The organism is Bradyrhizobium sp. UNPF46 (genome assembly GCF_006658625.1).
Classification (GTDB): Bacteria; Pseudomonadota; Alphaproteobacteria; order Rhizobiales; family Xanthobacteraceae; genus Bradyrhizobium; species Bradyrhizobium nitroreducens.
Genome location: NZ_LFJB01000047.1, coordinates 73,217 through 97,580, shown reverse-complemented (window position 1 = coordinate 97,580; position 24,364 = coordinate 73,217). Strand labels below are relative to the sequence as shown.

Here is a 24,364-nt window from a genome sequence, read left to right as displayed (position 1 = left end):
AGCGTCTCGCAGACCGCGGAGGCGACCAAGGAGGTCACCACCAATATCGGCGGCGTCTCGACCGCTGCCAACGAGACCGGCAACGCCGCCGGCATGGTGCTCGCCGCAGCCAGCAACCTCTCCAAGCAGGCCGAGCAGCTCTCCGGTGAAGTCGGGACCTTCCTGGCAGGCGTGCGCGCGGCTTAGGCGGCACACAACACTGCAGACGATCGTCGTCATGCCCGGGCCTGTCCCGGGCATTCACGTTCTTGTTGCCCTGTGGTGAGGCGTGGATGGCCGGGACAAGCCGGCCATGACGACGGAGATAGCCGTCCCGCTACTGCCGCCGCGTCAGGCTACATCCGCTCGAGAGCTGGCGGGTCGAGCCCGACGACCCGTCGTTGGACTGCGACGGGAATTCCTCGAACGGCGTGTTCTGCTTGCCGGTGTTGAACTCGAAGATCTTGCGGAACACGCCCGGCACCATGGCCGAGACCGGATTGACGCGCATCACGGGCGCGGCCGGCGTGCCGACGACCTCGTAGGTCACGCCGATCAGTCCCTCTTTGTCGCCAGCCCCCAGGAACAATCCGAGCACCGGAATCTGCCCGAACATGTTGTTCAACCCGTACATCGGCACGAAGGTGCCGCTCATGCACACCTGGTTGCCGGGATAGTCGATCGAGCCTTCGATGGTGGCGCCGATCATCGGGCCCTTGACCACGCCGTCGCGGATCGTCAGTGCGCCGTTCTGGCGGATGAACTCGGCACGCAATGCACTGAACGAGACGCCGTTGCCGGTACCGTTGGGCGCGCCTGCGGCGACGCGTTCGAGCTGCGCTTCGCCCTTCACGGTGAAGTCGCGGACGTTGATCAAGCCCTCGCGCGAGGTGTTCGGCTCTGACGTCGGCGGCTCCATGGCCACCACCATCTGGCCGCCGACCGCCTTGGTGTAGGTGTCGGTGAAGCGCAGCAGAGCACCGGCATCGTTGGTCTGGAGATAGATCACCTCGCGGTTGCCCTGCGCACGTCCGCCGCGCAGATCGGCGGCCACCGGGGTGTCCTTGCCGATCCTGCCGTTCAACGCGAAGGCCTTGATGGCGCCGTTGCGTTTCGACATTTTGGCGTCGATGCTGCGCATCGCCTCGCCGTTGAAGCCCATGACGGCGCCGAGCTTCACGTCGATGTCGAAATCGACGTTCTTCAGCTTGCTTTTGGCATCGTCCTTGGAATTGCCTGAGATCGCCGATTTCAGGAAGCCGCGGCCGTCGAACACGTCACCGCGCATCGTGCCCTTGACGACGCCGTCCTGGCTGCGTTCCACCTTGAGTGACGCCTTGTCGCCGTCAGACGGCGAATAGACCGGGAAGTTCGCGTTCATGAGGTCGCCGTTCGCATCGACCTCGAGCGAGCCCTTGATCGAGGCGCCGCCGCCTTCGATGACGATGTCCTCCAGCCGCGTCGATTGCGCCGTCGGCACCACCTTGAAGCTGGCCTTGCCCGACTTGCCCGGCAGCTTGACCCATCCCGGCAGGATATTGTCGAGCTTGACCGAGGTCAGGTCGGCCTCCACGCCGAGCTTCGTGGTCTGCTCGGGACCGCCGGCGATCTTGCCCGACAGCTTGATCGGCAACGATCCGCTGACGGCCGGGCTGAGATCAAATCCGAGGCGCGCGCGGCTGGCATCGTCCAGCGTCGCCTGCAGCCTCACGTCCGCGTCGCCCTCGGCCGGCTTGCGGTAGTCGAGCGAGGCCGCCTGCCCGTTGATCTTGACGTCGCCCTTGACCTGATAGCCCTGGTTGTTCGCGACGATCTTGAGGTTGTTGGCCTCCAGCTTCTGATTCATCACCAGCTTGTCGGCGGCAAAGCCATTGAGGTCGGCGGTGACGGCGTAGGTCGTGTCGGCCTTGGTCAGCTCGCCCTTGACCGGCAAGCCGAGCTGAATGTTCGCCGTGAACGTTCCCTTGCTGGTGTTGGGATCGACGACGGTCGACGACAGATCGCTCAGCCGATCATTGGCCAGCATTTCGGCCGCCGCGGGCACCGGACCCTCGACGCGGAATCTGGTTCGCGAGGGCGAGGGCTTCGGCGCCATGTCGGGCACCTCGAAGACGAAATCGGAGATCGTCACCTTGCGGCCGGCAGGCGTATCGGCAATGCCCTGGCCGATCGTCACGGTCGCGGTGCGGCCGGTCACGCGCGCCTTCAAATCGGCATCGTGCACGACAGGCATGCCGTCCACGGGACGGACCGCGACGCCGCTCGCCACGATGTTGACCGACAGGCCGTCGTCCGGAATGGGCGGGCCCTTGCGCGGCAGGTTCTTGGTCGGCGAATTGACGCCGATCTCGATGCGCTGGAGCGTGCCGCGCTCGATCCGCTCGATCACCCATTCGCGCAGCTCGGGCACCACCAGCGTCGGCCACATCCGCTTCAGCGCGGAGGCCGACATCGGCGTTCCCGCAAAGCCCAGCGTCAGCCGCGGCTCGCCCGAATAGTCGATGGCCCCCGTGCCGGCGACGCCGATCTCGCCATTGCTGATATCGGCCTGCGTCAGCAGAAAGCGCTTGTGATCGGTGTCGAAACGAAAGCCGATCGCAATGCGGTTGAAGACGAGCGGCGGCTCGTTGTCGATGCCGCCGAGCAGGATCGAGCCGCCGCTGAAGCCGAGCTGCCAGTCATTGACCGTGCCGTTGGGCGGCTCGAGATGGGCCAGGAGCGTCAGGCGGTTCGCGCCCGACAGAATCTTGAACGGCGCGACCAGCACCCGCCGATTGGCGTCCCACTCGACGTTGATCTCGGCCTGGTCGATCGCCATCGGATAATCGGGCGTGTCGGTGTCGATGATATGGCCCGCGCCGACGGTGATCTTGCCGCGGAAGAATGTGGGCACGCCATCGCGGCCGAGCTCGCCCTTGAGCTCGCCGGTCAGCGGCAGATCGGCCGTGTAGGTGAGGTCCTTGACGCGCAGCGCCAGGAGGATGTTGGAGGTTGAGACCTTGTCGGCCTTGATATCGACCGAGCGCACGCCGTTCTCGGCCGGCCCGATCGTGGCCCGCAGCAGCCACGGGCGCGCGCCCTCCTCGCCGAGGCTCAGCGTGACGCCGCCGCGGCTCGGCCGGCGCAGGCTGAGGCTGATGTTCTCGAACGACCATTTGCTGCCGCGCTGCTGATCGTCGACGATCAGATTGCCGTTCTTCAGGCCGATCTCGTTGAGGTTCTGGCCGTCGAGGCCGGTCATGCTCAGGCTGTCGAGCCAGTCGAGGCCCTGCAGGATGCCGCTCTGCGCGGTCGCCTGAGGCGCGGCCTGAGATGGATCCTGGGTCGCGGGCGCCGTCGCGAATGGCGGCGGCGGGACGCCATTGCGCGGGAAGGTCGGCGGCAGGCCCGCCTCCTTCTTCGAGGCCACGCCGGTGGCCAGCGGCTTTGCGGTGTCGCCGGCGGATACGGTCACGGTGCCGTCGGGCGCGATGCGGATCGCGAGCTCGGCATCGACGAGATTGAGGCTCTCGGCGCGCAGGTGCCCCATCAGCAGGCCCGCCCCCGACAGCTTCACCTCTGCCTTTGGCGCGCTGGCGACCACGGCGTGATCGCGGTCGCGGACGATGATGTCACGGATGCGGACGGCGATGCGGATCCGGCCGGCGCGCTCGATCTGAGTGCCTCCGATCTCGACCGTGTTGCCGTGACCGATATTGTCCTCGATCGCGGCCGCGAGCCATGGCGTTGCGATGTCGAGATTGATCGGACCGGCTCCGAGCCGCCACCACAGCGCGCCGAAGCACCCGACGAAGACGACGGCGAGAGTCCCGACGACAAGGACGACACGCTTCAACCAGCGGTCGGCGACCAGCCAGCGGCGCAACGCGCCAAACCCGTCACCGAAGCGGTGAAAACCCGAATTGGAACGCGACAACAGCCGGCGCGCGCGATGCCCCGCGGCCGCCTCCTGATCCGGATCCCAATCGGCGTCGTCCCATTCCTGCGGCTGTTGCTGACCGCCGTGCCGATCGAAGTCCCGATTGTAATCCTGGGGCGACTTATTCCTTGCCATTGCCTCTCGATACAGGCGCCCGTCGTTGTATTGAGCGCCGCCGGGACCGCAACCGTCCACGGGAAGCGAAGCTCCCTGCGCCGGCACTGCCGCCATACCTCTAATATTCCTGCTGTTCGTCATCTCGCCCCGGGAGCGAGTTCAACGAGCAGTGGGGTGGTGCGTGGAATTCCTTGTAACCATACTCCGGCGTCGTCAGACTTGCCCAGCCGAGGGCGCGAGTCCGGCACACCGGACGAGAGCTGCAATACCGCTTCGGTTGACCCGCCGAAAGCGACGAAAGGAAGGCGTATGTCCAAGAAATCCCGAAAGAAATCGTCCAAGGCGCCCTCCGGCAGTCCGACGGCTAAAAAGAAGGCCGCGAAAACGCGGGCATCCAGTCAAACAACGTCCGCCAAAACGCAGCGGACAGCGGCCAGCAAATCAGTCGCGACCATAGCAAAAGCAGGATCACATAAGGCCGCGCCGAAACAGTTAAATTCTCCCAAATTGGCGTCCTCGCCCGCCGGCGCGAAGTCCGGCCTGGCCGAGGGCGACAAGGCGCCCGCCTTCCGTCTGCCCCGCGACGGCGGCGAAGTGGTCACGTTGGGGGATTATGCCGGCCAAAAGCTCGTCCTGTTCTTCTATCCCCGCGCCGACACGCCCGGCTGCACCCGGGAGGCGATCGACTTCACCCGCCTCGCCGGCGCCTTCTCGGCCGCCGGCACCGCCGTCCTCGGGATTTCCGCTGATCCGTTAAAGGCCCAGGAGAAGTTCCGCGACAAACACAGTCTCGGTGTCCCCCTGATCTCGGATGAGCAGCATCAGATGCTGGAAGCGTATGGCGCCTGGGGCGAAAAGTCCATGTACGGCAAGCGCTTCCTTGGGATTCTTCGCACCACGATACTGGTCGGCGCCGACGGTAAAGTGGCCAGGATCTGGCGCAATGTCCGGGTCGACGGTCATGCCGATGCGGTGCTGGAAGCGGCAAGAAGTCTTTAACCAGACCTTTAAATTCGCGCGTTCCCGTTTCCGGAAAATTAACCATGACCGGCCCAGATTGCTGCGGCAATTAGGGCCGTACGGACTCATCCGACCGGCGCGGGAGTGCCGATGTCGAAAAGTTCTGCCCAATATTCGCAGTACCCCCAACATCATGCTCACGACCACGGCCGGCCCCTGCAGAGGCGTCCCGCCGTTGCGGCGGCCGTCGCCATCCCCCTTCCCGCCACCGACGATGCCTACACCATCGTCCATGCCGGCAAGCAGGTCCGCTTCGGGCCCGTGGTATTCTGGATCGTTGTCGGGACGGTGGTCTTGCTCGGTCTCTGGTCGGCGGCGACTGCCACCTATTTTGCGTTCCGTGACGACGTTCTGACCCGGCTGATCGCCCGCCAGGCCGAGATGCAATACGCCTATGAGGACCGCATCGCCGAGCTGCGCGCCAAGGTCGACCGCACCACCAGCCGCCAGCTGCTCGACCAGGAACAGTTCGACCAGAAGCTCGACCAGATCATGAAGCGCCAGACGGCGCTGGAGTCCCGGGCGACGGCGCTTGGAGCCATGCCTGATGTGACCGGCTCGATTCCGCGCGCGACGCCTCAACGCGGCGATTCGAGTCAGAGCACGCCAAAACCCTCGCCGATCAGCGACACCGTGATCTTCGTCGCGCCGCCGGACCGTGAGGCGCGGCTCGAATCGCGCGCGCCGACCGTGGCGGCTCCCCAAGCCAATCAGTTCGCCAAGAACCAGGGTTTTGACAACGTCCTGGTCCGGCTCACGACCTCGCTCGATCAGGTCGAGCGTCGCCAGATGGCGGCGCTCAGCGCCGTCGAGGAAGGCATGGATTCGCGCATGCGCCGGATGCGCGGCGTGGTCAGCGATCTCGGCCTCAATCTCGCCAGTCTCGAAGCCGCCGTGCCGCGCAGCGCAATGGGCGGACCGTTCGTTCCCGTCAAGCTGACCGCCAACGCCGGTCCGTTCGAGAAGCAGCTCAATCGCATCAACGTCACCCGCGCCGAGATGGATCGTCTCAACCGCACGCTGGCGCTGGTGCCCTACCGCAAGCCCGTCATCGGCGAGGTCGAGTTCACCTCCGGCTTCGGCGTACGCAGCGATCCTTTCCTCGGACGGCCTGCGATGCATACCGGGCTCGACTTTCGGGCCGCGACCGGCGATCCGGTTCGCGTCACCGCCAACGGCAAGGTGGTTTCCGCCGGCTGGTCCGGCGGTTACGGCCGCATGGTCGAGGTCGACCACGGCAACGGGCTTTCGACCCGCTACGGCCACCTCTCTGAAATCAACGTCAAGGTCGGCGAGATCGTGAAGATCGGCCAGGTCGTCGGTCTGGTCGGCTCGACCGGTCGCTCCACCGGTCCGCACCTGCATTACGAAACCCGGATCGAGGGCGAAGCGGTCGATCCGCAGAAATTCCTGCGCGCCGGCGTACGTCTCAGCGCGGGCTGAATCCCGCGCTCCTCCGTTCTGGCCGCGCCGCGATCAACGGCGGCCGCCACCCATCCCGCCCCCGGGGCCACCGAAGCCGCCGCCCATTCCGCCACCCGGGCCCATAGGTCCGCCGGGCGATCCCATTCCGCCGGGGGTCGACGGACCACCAGGTCCTGTCGGCGCAGAGCCGGGCGTTGCGCCGGAAGGCGATCCCGCCGCAGGTGCGCCCGGTGCGCCGGGCTGACCACCACCCGGATTGGGCGTGCTCCGATTCGGATGCAGGATCGAGCCACCGGACGACCGGTTGGGATTGCCGCCGCCGGACGGAGGCGCTCCGGGGCCTTGACCGATGACCTGAGCCGCATCCACCTGGAAGCCGCGGGAACGGTCGAACGCGCCGTTCACCACCATACGCGCTTCGCCGGCCGCCGGCCCAAACCGCGAGCCGTCACGGGCCACGAAGCCTGAGCCGAGCTGGAGGTTCGCGCCCGCGCGCTGCACATAAGCCTCGACCGAAAGACGGCTGGCGCCGACCAGATCCGAGAAATCGTCGATCCGCGTGCGCGTCGCCTGCATCGCGCCCTGGCTCGAGCTGCCTTCGACCAGGACACGCTGGCCGACCAGCAACGGATCGACGCCGTTCAGCCTGAGCCCGCCAATTCGAAGGCCGTCGGGCCCGCGCTCGACCAGGCCGGCCACACGCTCGGTCGCCGCGCGTCGCGGTTCGACCAGGCTTGCAACGATGACGCCGTCGGTCCGGCGTAGACCATAGACGGCGACTTGCGTGCCCGGGCGGAGCTTGCTCGCTCTGTCGTCCGCGACGATTTTCTGGCCGAGCACCGTCAGTTCGCTGCCCTTCACGGTCTCGATCGGCCCGGCGACTTCGCTCGCGATCGCGATATTGCGCGTGACGAGTGTGCCATCGGCCTGGCGGACCGCGACCACGCGTGCAAGCTGCCCGATGCGCAGCGCCTTGGGGCTCGCCGCCTCGCCGTCGATCCGGACCGGCACGTCGCTGGCATAAGTGATCCGCTCGCCGTTGACGTAGATGCTGCCGAAGCGCTGGATGACGCCGACGATACCGGTGCCACCGATGCCGTGATCGTCACCGCGCGTGATGCCGGTGCCGCCGATGCCCTGATCGGTGCCACGCTTGACCTGCGCACGGGCGATGACCGTGCCGGCGAGCCAGAATCCTGTCAGCAGCAGACGGCGCGAGATCAGCGGCGGCCGACTCATGAACTGCCCTCTTTGCCGTTTTCCTTGCGGCCTTCCTTACCGTTTTCCTTGGCCTCGCCCTCCTCGTCGGCATCCTCGCTGTAGATGTAGATGCCGAAATTCCAGCGGGCGTCGCCGCCCTTGTCCTTGGCAAGCGCGCGGTTGGCCTCGCGGTTGGCGGTCTTCAGCGCGTCCATGGCGAGCTCGCGCGAGCGCGCCTCGAGCTTCCGCGCCAGCTTCGGCGAGATGTTGTTGTAGTGCACCGCGCGCTCGAGGAAGCGCGGACCGTCCGAGACGTTCTGCGCGGCGGCCGCGATGTGATCGTGCAGATTGCGGCCGAGATAGTGCCATTTGCTGTCGTCCTCACCGCTCGGGACGAAGGCCGCCTCGACCAGCTCGATCTCGTCATTTTCGTTGATGATGACGAGCTTGCGATCGATCCACTCGTCGAGCACCGCGCGCGGGCGCACGTCCTTGGTGACGGAAGCGACAAGCTGCTCGAACGACGGCGCATCGTCCTCCGCCGTGCGCGGCAGCGGCAGCGGCTCGCCCTTCGAATCGGTGAACTCGGGCGCGGCGAGCCAGCGCGCGATCACCGCGCTGGTCAGCGATACCGCCGCCGGCGCTTCATGCACGGGCGCGCCCGCGCCGCGCAGACGCGCCACCTCCTTGCGATGGATGCCGGTGAGCAGGCTGACGCGGCTGTCGGTCTGCTCCTTTCCCTCCAGCGCGAAATCGTGCTCGGCGACGTTGACGAAAAGCTCGCGAAGCAATTGTGCCAGCGCCGGAAAGGTCATGCCGCTGCGGATGCAGAGCCGCACGAGCGGGCGCAGCAGCCGCGCCAGCGGCGCGTGCAGCTTGGCGGCGGCATTCGGCTGTGGCGCCGCTGCTTTGGACCCGGGCTTGGCATTCATGTCTGAATTGTACCAATGCCTTATGTGGGACACAATCCCACATTTTTCCATCCACCGATTGACGTGGTAAATTTTCCCACATATACGAACCATCACTGAGGGGCGCGATGTAAAGGGACACACACCCATGGCTGACCGCTTGGTCCGCATTTCCAGCTCGCTGCATGCCGTGCCGGCTCCTGACCGGGGGCGCGGCGCGATCGAACCGATGCTGCCGGCGCTGCTGCGCGGCGTGATCTTCATCTCGGTGCTGGCCGCGCCGTTCGTCGCAGCGCTTCTGGCAGGCTGACCGCCATCATGCATCACACCAGCGACAACTCGCGCCGCCCATCGGTGCTGCACATCTTCAAGATCTATTATCCCGACCTTTTCGGCGGCACGCTCACGGTGATCCGCGACATCTGCGCCAGCCTGAAGGACGCCTTCGCCCCCGCCGTGCTGGTCTGCTCGCAATCGGCCGCGAAGCGCCAGATCGTCGTCAACGACGTGCCGGTCGAGCGCGTCCGCTCGTTCGGCAATCTGCTGTCGCTGCCCGCCGCTCCCACCTATCCCTGGCGTCTCTGGCGGAAGATCGCCGAGCACGACCTCCTCGCGCTCCACGCGCCCTTCCCGCTCGCCGACCTCGTTTTCGCATTCGGCTTCGGCCGCAAGCGACCGCTCGTGGTGCATTGGCACGCCGACATCGTCAGCCATGCCGGCCTGCGCTGGCTCATCGAGCCCTTGATGCGGCGAACCTTGCAGCGCGCCAAGGCGATCATCGTCTCGGACCACGTGCTGGTCGACAACACGCCGCTATTGCGCGAATTCGAGGACAAATGCCACGTCGTGCCATTCGGCATCGACACTTCGGGCTACGACTGGCCGAAGATCGAGCCGCACCACGTCAACGACCGCGGCCGGCTGGTGCTCGCCTGCGGCCGGCTCGTCCCCTACAAGGGATTCGACGTGCTGATCCGCGCCGCGGCCGCGCACAGTTTCGAGGTCTGGATCATCGGCGAGGGCGCCGAGCGACCGCGGCTGACGCAGCTGATCGAGGAGCTCGGGCTTACAGAGCGCGTCCGTCTGCTCGGCTCGGTCAACGATTGCGAGCGCATCAAGCTGATGTGTCTTGCCGACGTCTTCGTGCTGCCCTCGATCACCAACGCCGAGACCTTCGGCCTCGCGCAGCTGGAGGCCATGGCGGCGGGCCGCCCGGTCGTGAACACGGCGCTCGATACGGCGGTGCCGCGGGTCGCCCGCCACGGCATGGAGGCGATCACCGTACCGCCCGGCGATGCGGAGAAGCTCGGTGAAGCCATCGACAGCCTGATCCGCGATTCCGAACGCCGCCGCCACATGGGACTTGCGGCGCGGACCCGCGCCCTCTCCCGCTATTCGGCCACCGCCTTCAGGCAGGGCATGGAGACCGTCTACCGCGACGCCGTTGCGGCGCCCAGCGAACAGCGATCGATGAACGTCGAGCCACCGCCAGCGACCGCATGGTTCGACAGCATCCGGATCGCGGCGACGCTGGCCTGGTCGGACATGCGCCACCGCTACGTGCGCTCACTGCTCGGCCCGTTCTGGATGTCGCTCCAGATGGCGATCGTGGTCGCGGTGCTCGGCTCGGTGATCGGGCAGATGTCGAATGCCGACATGCTGTCGCGCCTGCCCATGCTCGCGCTCTCGATGACGGCCTGGACCTTCCTCAACAGCGTGGTGCTCGACGCGACCACGGCGCTCCAGAGCTCCGCAAGCCTGATCCGCGACCGCGCACTGCCGCCGGTCATCTTCCTGCTGCAATGCACGTTCCGCCAGGGGCTGTTCGCGCTTCACAATGCCTGCGTGCCGCTGGTGCTGTGGCTCATCCTGTCGCCTCACGACCTCTCCCACGCACCGGCGGCGCTGCCAGGCCTGCTGCTGTTCTTGGCTTGCACCTTCGCCTTGAGCCTCGTTCTCGGCGCGATGGCAACCCGCTATCGCGACCTCAAGCCGATCATCGAATCGACCCTGATGCTCGCCTTTCTCGCCTCACCCGTGATCTGGTCATCGGACATGATCAACCATCGCTCGACAGTGATGCGGCTCAATCCGCTGACCCACCTGTTCGCGGTGTGGCGCGAGCCGCTCACGGGCGTCCATGTCGATCCCATCAGCATCATCTATGTCCTCGTGGTACTGGCGCTGCTGATCATCGCGAGCGCGCTGACGCTGGTTCACCTGCGCAAAGCCGCATTCTGGATCTGAGCCATGGTCTCGATCAGCTTGCGCAACGTCTGTCTCGATTATCCGCTCTACGGCGCCTACGACTATTCGCTGAAACGGCGGCTGCTCGGCCGTCTCATCCGCGAGCCGGGCGAAATGCGGATCATCCGCGCCGTGGATAACGTCACGATCGAGGCCGAAACCGGCGCCCGCATCGGGCTTGCCGGACCCAACGGCTCCGGCAAATCGACGCTGTTGCGATTGATCGCCGGCGTCTATCCGCCGAGCAGCGGGAGCATCGCTGTCGAGGGCAATGTCGTGCCCCTGCTCGGCCTCAACGCCGGCGTCAACCTCGACTTCGTCGCGGAGGACAACATCGCCCTGCTGCTGAGGATCAGTGGCCGTAAGCCGACCCGGGCGACGATCGACGAGATCTGGGCCTTCACCGAGCTCGAGGCGCGGATGCAACGGCTGCCGCTGCGGATGTTCTCCTCGGGAATGCTGATGCGGGTGCTGTTTGCGACCGCCACCGCCTTTCCGGCCGACATCCTCCTGCTCGACGAATGGCTCAGCGTGGTCGACGAGCACTTTGCGGAGAAAGCCCAGGAGCGGTTGCTGAACCTCGTGTCGCAGGCGGCGATCGTCATCATCGCCTCGCACGACCAGCCGCTGCTGCGCCGCACCTGCTCGCGTATCGTCACTCTCGATCACGGCCGGATCGCCTCGACCGTCATGGTCGAGCCACCGGCCACACACGCCCTTGAGCTCCGCGAGAAACGTGCATGAAGCAGAATATCCTCGTCGTCTCCGAAGCGCTGGGCGAACCCAACCACAAGCGTGGCATCTTTCACTTCACCCGCGAGTTGATGCGCTCGCTCGCGGCCGAGGGACACGAGCTGACGCTGCTGGTGGAGACCTCTCGGCGCTATCGCAAGCTGCAGCGGCGCGAGCGGCGCACCAAGCTGTTTCCGGCGCAGTCGCGCAACATCGAGCTGCTCGCCCTCTATCGTTTCCTCGACGAAATCAACATGACCGAACCGGTCGTGCGCGGCGGCCTGCGCCGCACGCTCGACTGGATCCGCCACAAGGCCACCATGTCCGTGTCGTGGGACTACATCGCCTGCTTCCTGCGCGCGGTCGGCCTGCGGGCCCTGCGCGCCCGGTTGATCGAGAACAGGAGCGCGGCACTCGAATACGTCCCGCCGGACCTGCGTCATCTCGAACTGTTCTGCGAATTTCAGCTCGAGCCCGGCTTCTACAGCTATCAGGACTCCTCGGCCTTCTTCCTGCTGCCCCCGCCACGGATCGACGCACGCGACTACGACGTCATCGTCGTGGACACCCCGACCCGGGTGGCGATCACGCGCAAGCCTGGCGCCAAGGTGATCTGCGTCGTGCACGACCTCTTGCCGCTCACCGACCTCAAGCTCAGCGACGTCGCCACGCGGCTGTTCCTGTCGCGGCTCCTCACCAGCCTGCACCAGGCCGACGAGCTCGCCTTCGTTTCAAACTACAGCATGATGCGGTTCAGGGAACTGTTGCCGCAATTTGCGCACTTGCCGGCGCGGGTCGTGTATCCCCGCACCCGGTTCGACGCCCCGGATGTCCTGCACCTTCCAGCCCCGTCGGGGCGTCCGGGGCGGCCGAGCTTTGTCGTCATCGTCTCGAACGAGCCGCGCAAGAACGTCGCGACACTCATCCGCGCCTTCCGTGGCGTGCCGCAGGCCGATCTCGTCGTCATCGGCTATGCCGGCGAAATCGGCCGGATGCGCAATCCGCCGCCGAACGTGCGGTTCGCCGGTTACGTCGACGAGCACGAGAAGGCGACCCTGATTGCGGAGGCGCATGGCCTGATCATGCCGAGCCTCGCCGAAGGCTTCGGCGTGCCGATCATCGAGGCGCTGGCCGCGAACACGCCGGTGCTGTGCTCGGACATCGCGGTGTTCCGCGAGGTCGCGGGTGAGCTCGCCGATTATTTCGACCCGTTCTCGACGGACTCGATCGCCGCCTCCGTCACCCGCGCACTGACGCGGCAGGAGGAGTGGCGCGGCAGGATCCGGGCGCAGCGCCGGGAGCTCGCACAGCGCTTCGGCTACGAGACCCAGGCCCGCGATTTCCTCGGCCAGCCGGTACTCACCGAAAGCCTCGCGCCCCCACAGCTCGCATCGTACGGATGAGCATCGAAGGCGCATTGTTGTCCGCTCCAGCCGATCAGCGAGACCGTCGGGACCGATGGCAGAGCTGGCGCAAATCGGCCGTACCGGCCCAGGCGGCAGACGTCCTGGTCATCCTGATCGCGGCCTCGCTGCCGTGGTCGACCACGGTGCCCTCGATCTTTGTCGGGCTTTTTCTGCTCGCGGTGACGCCGACCATCGACTGGCCGGACTATGCGCGCAGGCTCGCACGACCGGCGTATGTTCTGCCGCTCGCGATCCTGCCGCTCGCGCTCGCGGGCATGCTGTGGTCGGACGGCGCCTGGGCTGACCGATTGCACGCGATCAAGCCTGCCGCAAAGCTGATGCTGATACCGCCCCTGCTCTACCATTTCAGCCGCTCGGATCGCGGGGCCTGGGTTGGCCTCGCCTTTCTCGTCTCCTGTGCCGTGCTGGCGGTCTTCTCCTGGATCGTGCTGCTCGAACCCGCCTGGAAACTCACCGCGACGGCATCACCGGGCGTTCCCGTCAAGAACTACATCGACCAGAGCCAGGAGTTCACGCTCTGCGCCTTTGCGCTCGCGCTGCCGGTACTCACGTTCTGGCGCAACGGATACCCGATCGCGGCAGTCACCTGCCTTGCACTCATTCTGCTGTTCGCCACGAGCATGATCTTTGTGGCCTCCGCCCGTACGGCGCTGCTCTGTACCGCCATGCTGCTCGCCTTGTTTGCGTGGAAACATCTGAGCCGGCGAGCGGCGCTGGCCCTGCTGGCGGGCACCGTCGCCGCGAGTCTGCTCGCCTGGACGACATCTCCTTACCTGCGCCAGCGCATCACGGACATTGCCGTCGAGTACCGCCACGGCCATGAGGACATCAGCCGCGCTTCGACTGCGCAGCGCCTGACCTACTGGCGCAAATCGGTTCAGGCCTTCGCCGAAGCGCCTCTGTTTGGCCATGGCACCGGCTCCATCAAGCGACAATTCGAGCGCGCCGCCACCAGCGAGAGCCGCCTTGGCGCAGAAATCGTCAACAACCCGCACAACCAGACCCTCAACGTCGCCGTGCAGTGGGGCCTCCTGGGCGTCGTCCTGCTCTACGCACTTTGGATCGCCCATCTCCGCCTGTTCCTCGGCGGAGGGCTCGCGGCCTGGATCGGCCTCGCCGTCGTGGTGCAGAACATCACGAGTTCCCTGCTGAACTCGCACCTGTTCGATTTCCACGAGGGATGGATGTATGTCCTCGGCGTCGGCGTCGCCGGCGGCACGGTGCTGAGGAAGACCGCCAGTCAGTCCTGACTACTGGCCGCGCTCGTGGCCGACCTCGCCGGTGATGACGTCGCCGAACAGCTCCCAGGCCTGGCCGTTGAAGCGCATCAACTGCATCTGCTCGATCGGAAAATAGTCGTCGGCTGACGTGTTCACCATGATGCCCGGCAGCATCAGGTCGGTGTGGAAATCCTTCAGGTTCGCCGCCTGCTTCATCGCGTTCTCGCGCGTGAGATTGTCGCCGCACTGCTTCAGCACCTGCGCCATCGCCTCGGCCTGAACGTAGCCATAAAGGTTGTTGGCATTGGTCTTGTCGCCATCGGAATAATATTTGTCCATGAATTCGCGCCACTTCACCACGGCCGGGTCCTTGTCCCAGGTCGGATCGGTCGGGTCCTTCAGATAGGCGGTCGAGATGATGTCCTTGGCATAGTCGAGCCCGGCGGGCTTAAGGACCGAGGCGATGGATGTGGCGGTGTTGGCCAGGAAGAATTTCGGCTTCCAGCCGAGCTCGCCGACCTTCCGGATCGCCTGCGCCGATCCCTTCGGCGCGGCCCACGAGAAGAAGATGTCGGCGCCGGAATCGTGCAGCGCCACGATCTGCGAGTCGATCGAGGGATCGCTGACCTCATAGGACTTGTCCGCGACGATCATGTTCGCCTTGTCGCCGAGGCCGTCCTTCAGGCCCTTGAACTGGTCCTTGCCGGCGTCGTCATTTTGCCAGAGCACCGCGATCTTGCTGTTCGGAAACTTGTCGCGGATGTATTTCGCGTAGATGCGCCCTTCGCTCTGGTAGTTGGGCTGGAATCCCATGGTCCATGGAAAATTCTTGGGATCGCCGAACTTGGTGCCGCCGGAGGCGACGAACAGCTGCGGCACCTTCTTGGCGTTCATGTATTTCATGATCGCGGAGTTCGAGGGCGTGCCGAGCGATTGGAAAATCAGCAGGACCTCATCGCTCTCGACCAGCTTGCGCGCCTGTTCGATCGCCTTCGGCGGCGAATAGGCATCGTCATAACTAATGAAATTGATCTTGCGGCCGTTGATGCCGCCCTGGTCGTTGATCATCCTGAAATAGGCGGCCTCGGTCTTGCCGATCACGCCATAGGAGGACGCCGGTCCGCTATAGGGCATGATGTTGCCGATCTTGATGTCGGTGTCGCTGGCGCCGGGATCGTATCTCTTCTGCGCCGAGGCCGGTGTCGTGACGATCACTCCGGCAGCAAGCATGGCGAAGGCAGCGAGATTCTTGCGACGACCCGGCATCGTTCTCTCCCCTGTATTTTGTAGTCTTGTTTTGTGGAGAGTGTCGCAAGCAAGCTTGCCGCTGGCAAGCGCCAGGATTTTCCGCAAGGTGAAACGGAGAAGATGGAACTACGCGTTGCGCCGCAGCAGTCGCAAGGCACGCCCGTCGATGACGAGCAACGCGCTGCCGATGACCACGGCGCCCACGATCTCGCGCGCGGAGATCGGCTCGCCCAGCACCAGCCATCCCAGCAGGATGGCGGTGACGGGAATGAGCAGCGTCACCAGCATGACATTGCTCGCACCCGAGCGTCGCACGATTTGAAAGAAGACGATGTAGGCGAGCGCTGTCGACAGAGCGGCAAGGCCAAGCACCGCGAGCCAGGTTGTGAGACCCGGCATCGGCAGATGCCATGGCTGCTCCATGACGCCGGAGACAACCGCCATCATCAGTGTTGAGGCCATCAGTTGAAAAGTCGCCGTCCCAAGCGGAGCCGAGTCCTTCAAGAGTCGCCGCGCCGCCAGTGCGGCAAATCCATAGCTGAAGGCGCCGCCGAGGCAGAGCAGGATGCCAAGCCCCTGCCCCGGCCTCGCCTCGATGCCCCATCCGCGCAGGATGATGACGCCGGCAAGGCCCAGTGCCACGCCGGCCACGCGGCGGATATGCAAGGTCTCTTCGCCTGCCGCCGCCATCACGAGCACCGTGAACAACGGCGTGGTCGCGTTCAGGACTGACGCCAGCCCGCTCGGGATGAAGGTCTGGCCGATCACGATCAACGAGAATGGAATGGCGTTGTTGAGCAATCCGATCACGACGAACGGCTTCCAGCCCCGCATGCCCCTCGGAAAGCCGATCCCCTGCATGCGCAGCAGCGGCAGGAGAATGAGCGCGCCCAGCGCGACGCGCAGGAACACGAGCGTCAGCGGTGGCAATTCCCGCAAGCCAGCGCCGTTGAAGAAGAACGAGCCACCCCAGAGGATCGAGAGCACCGCGAGCAGCGACCAGTCGCGCGCATCGATCCTGTTGTCGCTTGGAGGCATGGGCTCTCACATCGGCAGCCGAGCCCGCTGGCCTAGGACAGCGCGGCGAACAGTGCCACCCGATTTCCGATGAAGCACCGGTCTACAAATCGATGCTCGGAACGAATGGAGCGACCGAGGCCGCCCCATGGCGATGCAGCCCGCTAGGACGGCTTCTTCCGCCGCGACACCAGCTCGATCATCCTGCCTTCGTCGTCATCCGGCATCGCTGCTTTCGCCTGCGCATAGGACTCGACCGCGGCGCGCGCGACCAGCGGCTTGTCGGCCAAAAGGCTCTCGGCGAGCCTTACCGCATAGGCAGCATCCTTGTGCCGCAGCGCCGCGGTAAAGGTCGCGCCGGAAAAATCGCGGGAAACCATCCGCTTGGAGTGACGCTGTACCTGCGGGCTGGCCGCGACGCCCGCCTGGATCGACTCCAGCACGAGGTTCATGTCGAGCCCGGCCTGCTCGGCGATCGCAAGACCTTCGGCAAGGCCGGCGATCTGGATCGCGCCCATCAGATTGTTGATGAGCTTGTAAACGGTGCCGGAGCCGACCGCGCCGAAATGGCGGATGGTCGAGCCGATCGGCTCGAGATAAGGCCGCGCGCGTTCGAGGTCGGCGGCATCGGCGCCGACCAGCAGCGTCAGCTTTCCGGCGGCCGCCGCATCGGGCAATCCCGTCACGGGGCAGTCGATGTAGATCAGCCCGCGCGCGTTGAGCTCGCGGCCCATCTCGCGCGCGTGGTCATAGGAGACCGTGGAGCATTCGATCGCGATGGTGCCCGCCTTGGCCGTCTTGGCCGCGCCCTTCGGCCCCAGCCAGACCGCCCGCGAAGCCTCGTCGTCGGCGACCATGGTCACGACGGCGTCGGCATCGATCGCGGCATCCTCAGGCGAGGTCGCCCATTGCGCGCCGCGCGCGATCAGGTCTTCCGCTTTTGCCTTGCTGCGATTCCACAGCGTCACCGTGAAGCCGGCATCGAGATAACGGCCGGCCATGCCATGGCCCATCCGCCCAAGCCCGATGAAGGCGACGCGTGCCATGGCTAGTCCACGTCCTCGATGTCGGCACCGGGGGTGCCGAAGGCGCGCTGCGCCAGGGTCGCGGCCATGAAATCGTCGAGCTCTCCGTTGAGCACACCCGACGTGTCGGAGGTTTGCACGCCCGTGCGCAGATCCTTCACCATCTGATAGGGCTGCAGCACGTAGGAGCGGATCTGGTGGCCCCAGCCGATATCGGTCTTGGCGGCCTGGTCGGCGGCGGCCTTTTCCTCGCGCTTCTTCAGCTCCATTTCATACAGTCGAGCGCGCAGCATGTCCCAGGCCTGCGCCCGGTTCTTGTGCTGGGAGCGGCCGGCCTGACAGACCACGGCAACGCCGGTCGGAATATGCGTGAGGCGCACCGCGGACTCGGTCTTGTTGACGTGCTGGCCGCCCGCGCCGCCCGAACGCATGGTGTCGGTGCGGACGTCGGATTCCTTGATGTCGATCTTGATGCTGTCGTCGATGACGGGGAATACCTGCACGCTCGAGAATGAGGTATGCCGCCGCGCATTGGAATCGAACGGCGAGATGCGCACCAGGCGATGCACGCCGGCTTCGGTCTTCAGCCAGCCATAGGCGTTGTGGCCGGAGACCTGGATGGTCGCCGACTTGATGCCGGCCTCTTCGCCCTCGGACTCTTCAAGATATTCGACCTTGAAGCCGTGGTTTTCGGCCCAGCGCGTGTACATGCGCAGCAGCATCTGCGCCCAGTCCTGGCTCTCGGTGCCGCCGGCGCCGGCATGGACTTCGAGATAGGAATCGAAGCGGTCCGCCTCGCCCGACAGCAGCGCCTCGAGCTCGCGCCGCGCGACTTCCTTCTTGAGGTTCTTCAGCGCAGCTTCGGCTTCGGCCACGACGCCGTCATCGCCCTCGGCCTCGCCGAGTTCGATCATGCCGATATCGTCTTCGAGCTCCTGCTCGACCTTGCCGATGCCCGAGAGCGAATCCTCCAGCGAGGTCCGCTCCTGCATCAGCTTCTGGGCTTTCTGGGGATCGTTCCAGAGGTTGGGATCTTCTGCGAGCTTGTTCAGCTCAGCGAGCCGCGCCGTCGATTTCTCGACGTCAAAGATGCCTCCTCAGCAGCCCGACCGACTGCTTGATCTCTTCTACCAACCGTTCGATTTCGGCGCGCATGTCGTTCTCTGATCTCGCGGAATCCCGCGTGCAATTCGAGATGGGGATGTAGCGGCGGCGGCCGCAAAGCGCAACCGCCGGAACCGCGATCGTCAGCCTTATCCGCGGCCTAGTACAGCCCGCCGGTGCCCGGCCGCATGAAGAAGCCGGAATCCGGCTGCTGCTGCTGTGAGGCCGGCATGCCGCCGCCGCGGCCGTCGGCGTCGGCGACACCAATGACCGAATAATTGTCCGGCGGCGCCGTGCCCGGCTTGAAGGCTTCGAGGATGGTACCGCCGGTCTCGCCGGGACCTGCGCGCATGCCGGTCTTGGAGACGACGCGGACGAGCTTGATGCCGGCCGGCACCTTGAACGGAACCGCTGGCTTGTCAGCAAGCGCGAGCTTGAGGAAATCGCGCGCGATGGGGGCCGCCAGATGGCCGCCGGTTGCGGCATTGCCCTTACCCAGCGGACGCGGCTTGTCGTAGCCCATATAGATGGCGACGGCGACGTCGGGAGAGAAGCCGACGAACCAGGCGTCCTTGGCCTCGTTGGTGGTGCCGGTCTTGCCGGCGACAGGCTTGCCGACCTCCTTGACCACCGTCGCGGTACCGGCCTGAACCACGCCTTCCATGAGCTCGGTGATCTGATAGGCGGTCATGGAGTCCAGCACCTGCTCGCGGCGGTCGATCAGCTGCGGCTCGGGCTGGTTCTTCCAGCCACCGGGCGCATCGCAGCCGCGGCATTCGCGCTGGTCATGCTTGAAGATGGTGTGGCCGTAGCGGTCCTGGATACGGTCGATCAGGGTCGGCTTCACCCGGCGGCCGCCATTGGCGAGCATCGAATAGGCCGTGACCATGCGCATCGCCGTCGTCTCGCCGGCGCCGAGTGCGTAGGAGAGATAGTTCGGCAGCTCGTCATAGACGCCGAAACGGCGGGCATATTCGCCGATCAGGGGCATGCCGATGTCCTGCGCGAGGCGCACCGTCACCGTGTTGAGGGATTGCCGCAGCGCGTTGCGCAGCGTCACCGGTCCCTGGAACTTGCCCGAGGAGAAGTTCTCCGGCCGCCACACGCCGGCGCCCTGGCCTTGATCGATTTCAATGGGAGCATCGAGCACGACGGTCGAGGGCGTATAGCCGTTGTCGAGCGCGGCCGAATAGACGATCGGTTTGAACGACGATCCCGGCTGCCGGTACGCCTGCGTGGCGCGGTTGAACTGGCTCTGGTCGAACGAGAAGCCGCCGACCATCGCGAGCACGCGGCCGGTCCAGGGATCCATCACCACCATTGCGCCGGACACTTCGGGGATCTGGCGCAGCCGGTACTGGCCTTCGACCGGCTGTCCCTCCTTGCTGTAGAGCGGATCGGCATAGATCACGTCGCCGGGTTGCAGCACCTGCGCCACGGATGTCGGCGTCTTGCCCTTGGTGTTGCCCTGCGCCGCCCTCGCCCAGCGCACGCCGTCGAGCGTGACGAGGCCGGTCTCGCGCTGCTTGCTGACGGCGCCGCCAAGTTCGCGGCTCGGCTGGAAGCCGATGCGCGCGGACTGGTCGCTGGTCTCCAGCACGACCGCCATGCGCCATGGCGAGATGTCGGAGAGCGATTTGATCTCGGCGAGCTTGACGCCCCAATCGCCCGACGTGTCGAGCTTGCTCATGGCGCCGCGATAGCCCTGCTGCTCGTCATAGTTCACGAGGCCGGCGACCATGGTCTTGCGCGCCATGACCTGGATCTTCGGATCGAGCGTGGTGCGGACCGAAAGGCCGCCCTCATACAGCTTCTTCTCGCCGTAGCGCTCGAAGATGTCGCGACGGACTTCCTCGGCAAAATATTCGCCGGCGAAGGTGTGGGCGCCGTTCGAGCGGCTGGTCACGGCCAGCGGCTCCTTGCGCGCCTTCTCGGCGTCGGCCTGCTTGATCCAGCCGTTCTCCTGGAGGCGGTCGATCACGTAGTTGCGGCGCTCGATGGCGCGGTCGCGGTTACGCACCGGATGCAGGGTCGCCGGCATCTTCGGCAGCGCGGCCAGATAGGAGGCTTCGGCGACAGTCAGCTCGTTCACCGACTTGTCGAAATAGACCAGCGAGGCGGCCGCAATGCCGTAGGCACCGAGACCGAGATAGATTTCGTTCAGGTACAGTTCGAGGATCTTGTCCTTCGAATAGGTCTTCTCGATCCGCATCGCCAGCAAGGCTTCCTTGATCTTGCGGGCGAACGAGACCTCGTTGGTCAAAAGGAAGTTCTTGGCGACCTGCTGGGTGATGGTGGAGGCGCCCTGCGGACGCCGGTTCGAGCCGTAGTTCTGGATGTAGACCAGACCTGCGCGCGCCATGCCGGTGTAGTCGATACCGCCATGCTCGTAGAAATTCTTGTCTTCGGCCGCCAGGAACGCGTTGATCACGAGCTTGGGCACCGCCTGGATCGGCAGGTACAGCCGCCGCTCCTTGGCGTATTCGCCCAGCAGCGAGCCGTCGACGGCGTGCACGCGGGTCATCACCGGCGGCTCGTAATCCTGGAGCTGAGAGTAATCCGGCAAGTCCTTGGAGAAATGCCAGATCAAGCCTGCCACGGCCCCGACACCGACAAGGAACACCACCGTTCCCGCGGCGAACAGGAAGCCCATGAACCGCACCAGCAAGCGCATTATGTGTTTATCCGTTCAAACTCTGAATCAGCCCAGGATCGGTCCCTTGGCACCTCAAACTGGCGCCAACCTCACGTCGCGAATTCACCGGCTTACACAATACCATCAATGCCGGACTTAAGACGCTTGCCGAACGGGATTCTCGCCGATTCCGGAACCCCCTGCCGCGTTTTTATAAAGCGCCCGCTGTGGCCAAACTAGGGCTTTTAAGGCGAGACGGAAAAACCCTTTCAGTTCGAAGCTCCCAAGGTCGCCCAATTGGGCGATCCCAGGGTCGTCCATTTGACGATCCCCGGGTCGTCAATTGACGATCCCCGGGTCGTCAATTCGACGATCCCGCAGTGGCCATCCGCTTGGTCAGGAACCCGTCGATCGCCTGCGCCATCGAGCCCACCGCCTTGGACCGCCAGCCCTCGGAGACCAGGTGCTCGAGGTCGCCCTTGTTGGAGACATAACCGATCTCGACCAGCACGGATGGCACGTCGGGCGCTTTGAGGACCCGGAAGCCGGCCGACTTCAGGGGATGCTTGTGCATCCGCACCGTCGACTTCATTTCCCCCATCAAGAGCCGGGCGAAACGATTTGAAAAGGTGCGGGTTTCCCGCTGCGTCAGATCGATCAGGATGTCGGCGACGTCGGTCGGCTCCTCCGCAAGGTTGAAGCCGGCGATCGCATCCGCCCGGTTTTCCGCGTCCGCCAACCGCTGGGCTTCGGCGTCAGAGGCCTTGTCGGACAGCGTATAGATGGTCGCGCCCTGCGCATCGCCCTCGGCCCGCGGCAGCGCATCGGCGTGAATCGAGACGAACAAGGCGGCCTTGAGATTGCGGGCGATCTTGGTCCGGTCATTGAGAGGAATGAAGGTGTCGTCGTCCCGGGTCATGACCACGCGGTACTTGCCGGCCTTCTCCAGCCTGTCGCGCAGCGCCAGCCCGAAGGCCAGCACCAGGTTCTTCTCGCTCTCGCCGCTCGATTGCGTGCCATTGTCGATTCCGCCATGGCCGGGATCGATCACGACGACCGGGCGGCCATCGGCCTTCTGCTGCGCCGTATCAGGGGCTGTCGCGGCGGGAGCCGTGGCGGGCTGCGCCTCGGCGATCGTGGGCCGCAGCTCGGGGCGATTTTCGGGCGCTTGCGCCGGTACGAAGGCGGCTCGGTCGACCTCCTCCAGCTCCAGCACAAGCCGGGCCGGCTGGCCGTTGGCCGCCTCGAGCACGTAGGACTTGGCGATCCGGGCCGGTCCAGTCAGATCGAACACGATTCGCGAGCCGCCGGGCATGACGAGCCCGTAGCGGAAGGCCTTGACCAGTCCGCGTCCCCCGGCCCCGGTGCCCGCGGGCAGCTGAAAACTGAGCTGCGGTACGTCGATGACGACCCGATAGGGGTCGGCCAGCGTGACGGCGCGGAAGGTGATGGCCTGATCGAGGTCGAGAATGAAGCGGGTCTGCTTGCCATCGCCGGCCAGCCGGGCACCCGAAGCGATTGGAAAATTCGCCGCCGCAACAGCGGGTTGCAGCTGGCTTTCTGCCGCCTTCAGGCGCGATGAATCAGCACACGGCAATGCTGCGGCGCACAGAAGGGCGCATGCCAGCAAGATCCGTTGATTTGTGCGGCTCGCCACCGATTCCGTGCCTCCGAGCAGCCCTTTTAACGCAATAGAACCACAGGGTTAATTGATCCTTAATGACGGAAACGCGAAACTCGCTGAGTGTGACCGCCGTGCGACGCTCCCTTGCACGGATGGCTCATTCCTCGTATGTACGGAATGCTGACGGCCGATATTTCCGGTTGTGTCGCATTCAGCCTGCCGGCGCAGCGCCGGAACTCCCAAGGTTTGGGAATTCCAGCGTTTTCCATTTCCCTCAAAGGCCAGCGCGGTGCGCGGCAGCGAGGTGGAACGGGTCAAGCGCCGGCGGCGGAACGGTCTCGGGTTACCACTCAACTGACCCGGGCGGTTCTGACAGCGATGTAACCCATTACCCGGTCCCTTGATCCCAGGGGAGCGGTTCGTGATCCCCCAAGGCGAGCGCGCTCGCGCCATGCCTGGCCAGCAGCAACTGATTGAAGGGCGGCCTCGCCGCCCAGTGTTTCATACGGGCCGACGCTTGATGCGCCAGACTGTGCCGACGAATTCTGAAGGACCATTCGCGACGCTGCGGAGTGAAAATCCCGCACGCCGCCATGGTCCTGAAGCTTCCGGTTCGGCAAGGCGCGAGAGACGGCGTTTCGGCCTTCCCCTCACCCCCGAATCAGGTGGACCGTCGCGTCACCCGGCGGCGCGATACGCGCCCACGGTGAGTAGCGCCCGCCGCCGCCAAGAGTTAAGACATGCCCAACAAGATGTTGATCGATGCCACCCACCCGGAAGAGACCCGGGTCGTCGTGGTCCGCGGCAATCGCGTCGAAGAGTTTGACTTCGAGACCGCGCAACGCAAGCAACTGCGCGGGAATATCTACCTCGCCAAGGTCACAAGGGTCGAACCCTCGCTCCAGGCCGCCTTCGTCGAATATGGCGGCAACCGCCACGGCTTCCTCGCCTTCAGCGAAATCCATCCCGATTACTACCAGATCCCGGTCGCCGACCGGCAGGCGCTGATCGAGGCCGAGGAGCAGGCCCATCGCGAGGCCGAGGAAGAGAGCGAGAACCGCTCCCACGGTCGCCGCCGCTCCCGCCACCGCAACTCCCGCCGGCGCAGCCATGGCGAACGCGTCCGCAGCGACGTCGTTGAGGGCACCGATCCCACGGCCCAGCCGGTCGAGGGCGAGGCCCTGCTCGCCGAAGGCGCGTCGCACGAAGGCGAGCATCTGCACACCGATGCGGAGCATCACGGCGAGCACGATCATCACGACCACGAACATCGCGACCACGAACATGGCGATCATGATCACGATCATGACCACCAAGACCACGCGCACGACCATCATCATGCCCATGGCGACGATCACGCCCATGATCATGACCATGGTCACGATCATCACGAGCATCATCATGCCGATGAGACCCCCGCGCCTGTCGCGGCCGTCGGCACCGAGCCCGTGGTTGCTGCCGAGCCGCAGGAGGCCCGGACCTTCGAGGCTCATGCCTCCGAGTCCCACGAAACG

General features: G+C 65.4%; 17 protein-coding genes and 1 pseudogene. 8 read left to right on the top strand and 10 right to left on the bottom strand.

Annotated elements, in window-relative coordinates; translation table 11 throughout:
* A pseudogene (locus tag UNPF46_RS20090) lies at positions 1–186 on the top strand (methyl-accepting chemotaxis protein); the annotation flags it as partial.
* A gap of 130 nt (positions 187–316) precedes the next feature.
* Here the strand turns inward: UNPF46_RS20090 and UNPF46_RS20085 are convergent.
* Positions 317–4,129, bottom strand: coding sequence for a YhdP family protein (locus tag UNPF46_RS20085; protein ID WP_174719087.1), 3,813 nt, complete (start codon positions 4,127–4,129; stop codon positions 317–319).
* A gap of 195 nt (positions 4,130–4,324) precedes the next feature.
* On the opposite strand from UNPF46_RS20085, the gene UNPF46_RS20080 reads away from it, so the two are divergent.
* Both UNPF46_RS20080 and UNPF46_RS20075 read left to right on the top strand, forming a co-directional pair.
* Positions 4,325–5,014: a peroxiredoxin gene (locus UNPF46_RS20080; protein ID WP_142251152.1), complete on the top strand. Its 690-nt coding sequence runs from the start codon at positions 4,325–4,327 to the stop codon at positions 5,012–5,014.
* Between the two features lie 111 nt (positions 5,015–5,125).
* Complete coding sequence (locus UNPF46_RS20075) at positions 5,126–6,478, top strand: M23 family metallopeptidase (RefSeq protein ID WP_174719086.1); 1,353 nt, start codon at positions 5,126–5,128, stop codon at positions 6,476–6,478.
* Between the two features lie 33 nt (positions 6,479–6,511).
* Here the strand turns inward: UNPF46_RS20075 and UNPF46_RS20070 are convergent, their stop codons facing one another.
* Both UNPF46_RS20070 and UNPF46_RS20065 read right to left on the bottom strand, forming a co-directional pair.
* Complete coding sequence (locus UNPF46_RS20070; protein ID WP_142251151.1) at positions 6,512–7,699, bottom strand: DUF5666 domain-containing protein; 1,188 nt, start codon at positions 7,697–7,699, stop codon at positions 6,512–6,514.
* Positions 7,696–8,592, bottom strand: coding sequence for a DUF6502 family protein (locus UNPF46_RS20065; RefSeq protein WP_181770024.1), 897 nt, complete (start codon positions 8,590–8,592; stop codon positions 7,696–7,698). Before UNPF46_RS20065 ends, UNPF46_RS20070 begins: the two co-directional genes overlap by 4 nt.
* Positions 8,593–8,719: 127 nt before the next feature.
* On the opposite strand from UNPF46_RS20065, the gene UNPF46_RS37580 reads away from it, so the two are divergent.
* From UNPF46_RS37580 to UNPF46_RS20045, 5 genes are read left to right on the top strand one after another with little or no spacing between them, the layout of a single operon-like run.
* Positions 8,720–8,881: a hypothetical protein gene (locus UNPF46_RS37580; protein ID WP_174719084.1), complete on the top strand. Its 162-nt coding sequence runs from the start codon at positions 8,720–8,722 to the stop codon at positions 8,879–8,881.
* An 8-nt stretch (positions 8,882–8,889) separates the two neighbouring features.
* The gene (locus UNPF46_RS20060; protein ID WP_142251149.1) at positions 8,890–10,818 is read left to right on the top strand and encodes a glycosyltransferase; all 1,929 of its coding nucleotides are present in this window, start codon (positions 8,890–8,892) and stop codon (positions 10,816–10,818) included.
* A gap of 3 nt (positions 10,819–10,821) precedes the next feature.
* Positions 10,822–11,562, top strand: a complete 741-nt coding sequence (locus UNPF46_RS20055) for an ABC transporter ATP-binding protein (protein ID WP_100178879.1) — start codon at positions 10,822–10,824, stop codon at positions 11,560–11,562.
* Positions 11,559–12,953, top strand: a complete 1,395-nt coding sequence (locus tag UNPF46_RS20050; RefSeq protein WP_181770023.1) for a glycosyltransferase family 4 protein — start codon at positions 11,559–11,561, stop codon at positions 12,951–12,953. The genes UNPF46_RS20055 and UNPF46_RS20050 overlap by 4 nt, the downstream gene beginning before the upstream one ends.
* Positions 12,950–14,227 (top strand): O-antigen ligase family protein, encoded by a 1,278-nt coding sequence (locus tag UNPF46_RS20045; protein ID WP_142251148.1) that lies wholly within the window; start codon positions 12,950–12,952, stop codon positions 14,225–14,227. The genes UNPF46_RS20050 and UNPF46_RS20045 overlap by 4 nt, the downstream gene beginning before the upstream one ends.
* On the opposite strand, the gene UNPF46_RS20040 is transcribed toward UNPF46_RS20045, so the two are convergent.
* From UNPF46_RS20040 to UNPF46_RS38550, 7 genes are all read right to left on the bottom strand, one after another.
* A complete protein-coding gene (locus UNPF46_RS20040) occupies positions 14,228–15,463 on the bottom strand; it encodes an ABC transporter substrate-binding protein (RefSeq protein WP_142251147.1) in 1,236 nt (411 codons plus the stop codon). It abuts the gene before it with no gap.
* 108 nt (positions 15,464–15,571) lie between these two features.
* Positions 15,572–16,483 (bottom strand): DMT family transporter, encoded by a 912-nt coding sequence (locus UNPF46_RS20035; RefSeq protein WP_142251146.1) that lies wholly within the window; start codon positions 16,481–16,483, stop codon positions 15,572–15,574.
* 143 nt (positions 16,484–16,626) lie between these two features.
* The gene (locus UNPF46_RS20030; protein ID WP_142251145.1) at positions 16,627–17,508 is read right to left on the bottom strand and encodes an NAD(P)-dependent oxidoreductase; all 882 of its coding nucleotides are present in this window, start codon (positions 17,506–17,508) and stop codon (positions 16,627–16,629) included.
* 2 nt (positions 17,509–17,510) lie between these two features.
* Positions 17,511–18,642 (bottom strand): peptide chain release factor 2 gene (gene prfB, locus UNPF46_RS20025; protein WP_100178874.1). Its coding sequence is split into 2 segments (ribosomal slippage): positions 17,511–18,572 and positions 18,574–18,642, totalling 1,131 coding nucleotides; the frame shifts between segments, so codons are not numbered across the junction.
* 109 nt (positions 18,643–18,751) lie between these two features.
* Positions 18,752–21,265, bottom strand: a complete 2,514-nt coding sequence (locus tag UNPF46_RS20020; protein WP_100178873.1) for a penicillin-binding protein 1A — start codon at positions 21,263–21,265, stop codon at positions 18,752–18,754.
* 322 nt (positions 21,266–21,587) lie between these two features.
* The gene (locus UNPF46_RS20015) at positions 21,588–22,883 is read right to left on the bottom strand and encodes an N-acetylmuramoyl-L-alanine amidase (protein ID WP_100178872.1); all 1,296 of its coding nucleotides are present in this window, start codon (positions 22,881–22,883) and stop codon (positions 21,588–21,590) included.
* Between the two features lie 617 nt (positions 22,884–23,500).
* Positions 23,501–24,343 (bottom strand): hypothetical protein, encoded by an 843-nt coding sequence (locus tag UNPF46_RS38550; protein WP_283811674.1) that lies wholly within the window; start codon positions 24,341–24,343, stop codon positions 23,501–23,503.
* Positions 24,344–24,364: the final 21 nt, after the last annotated feature.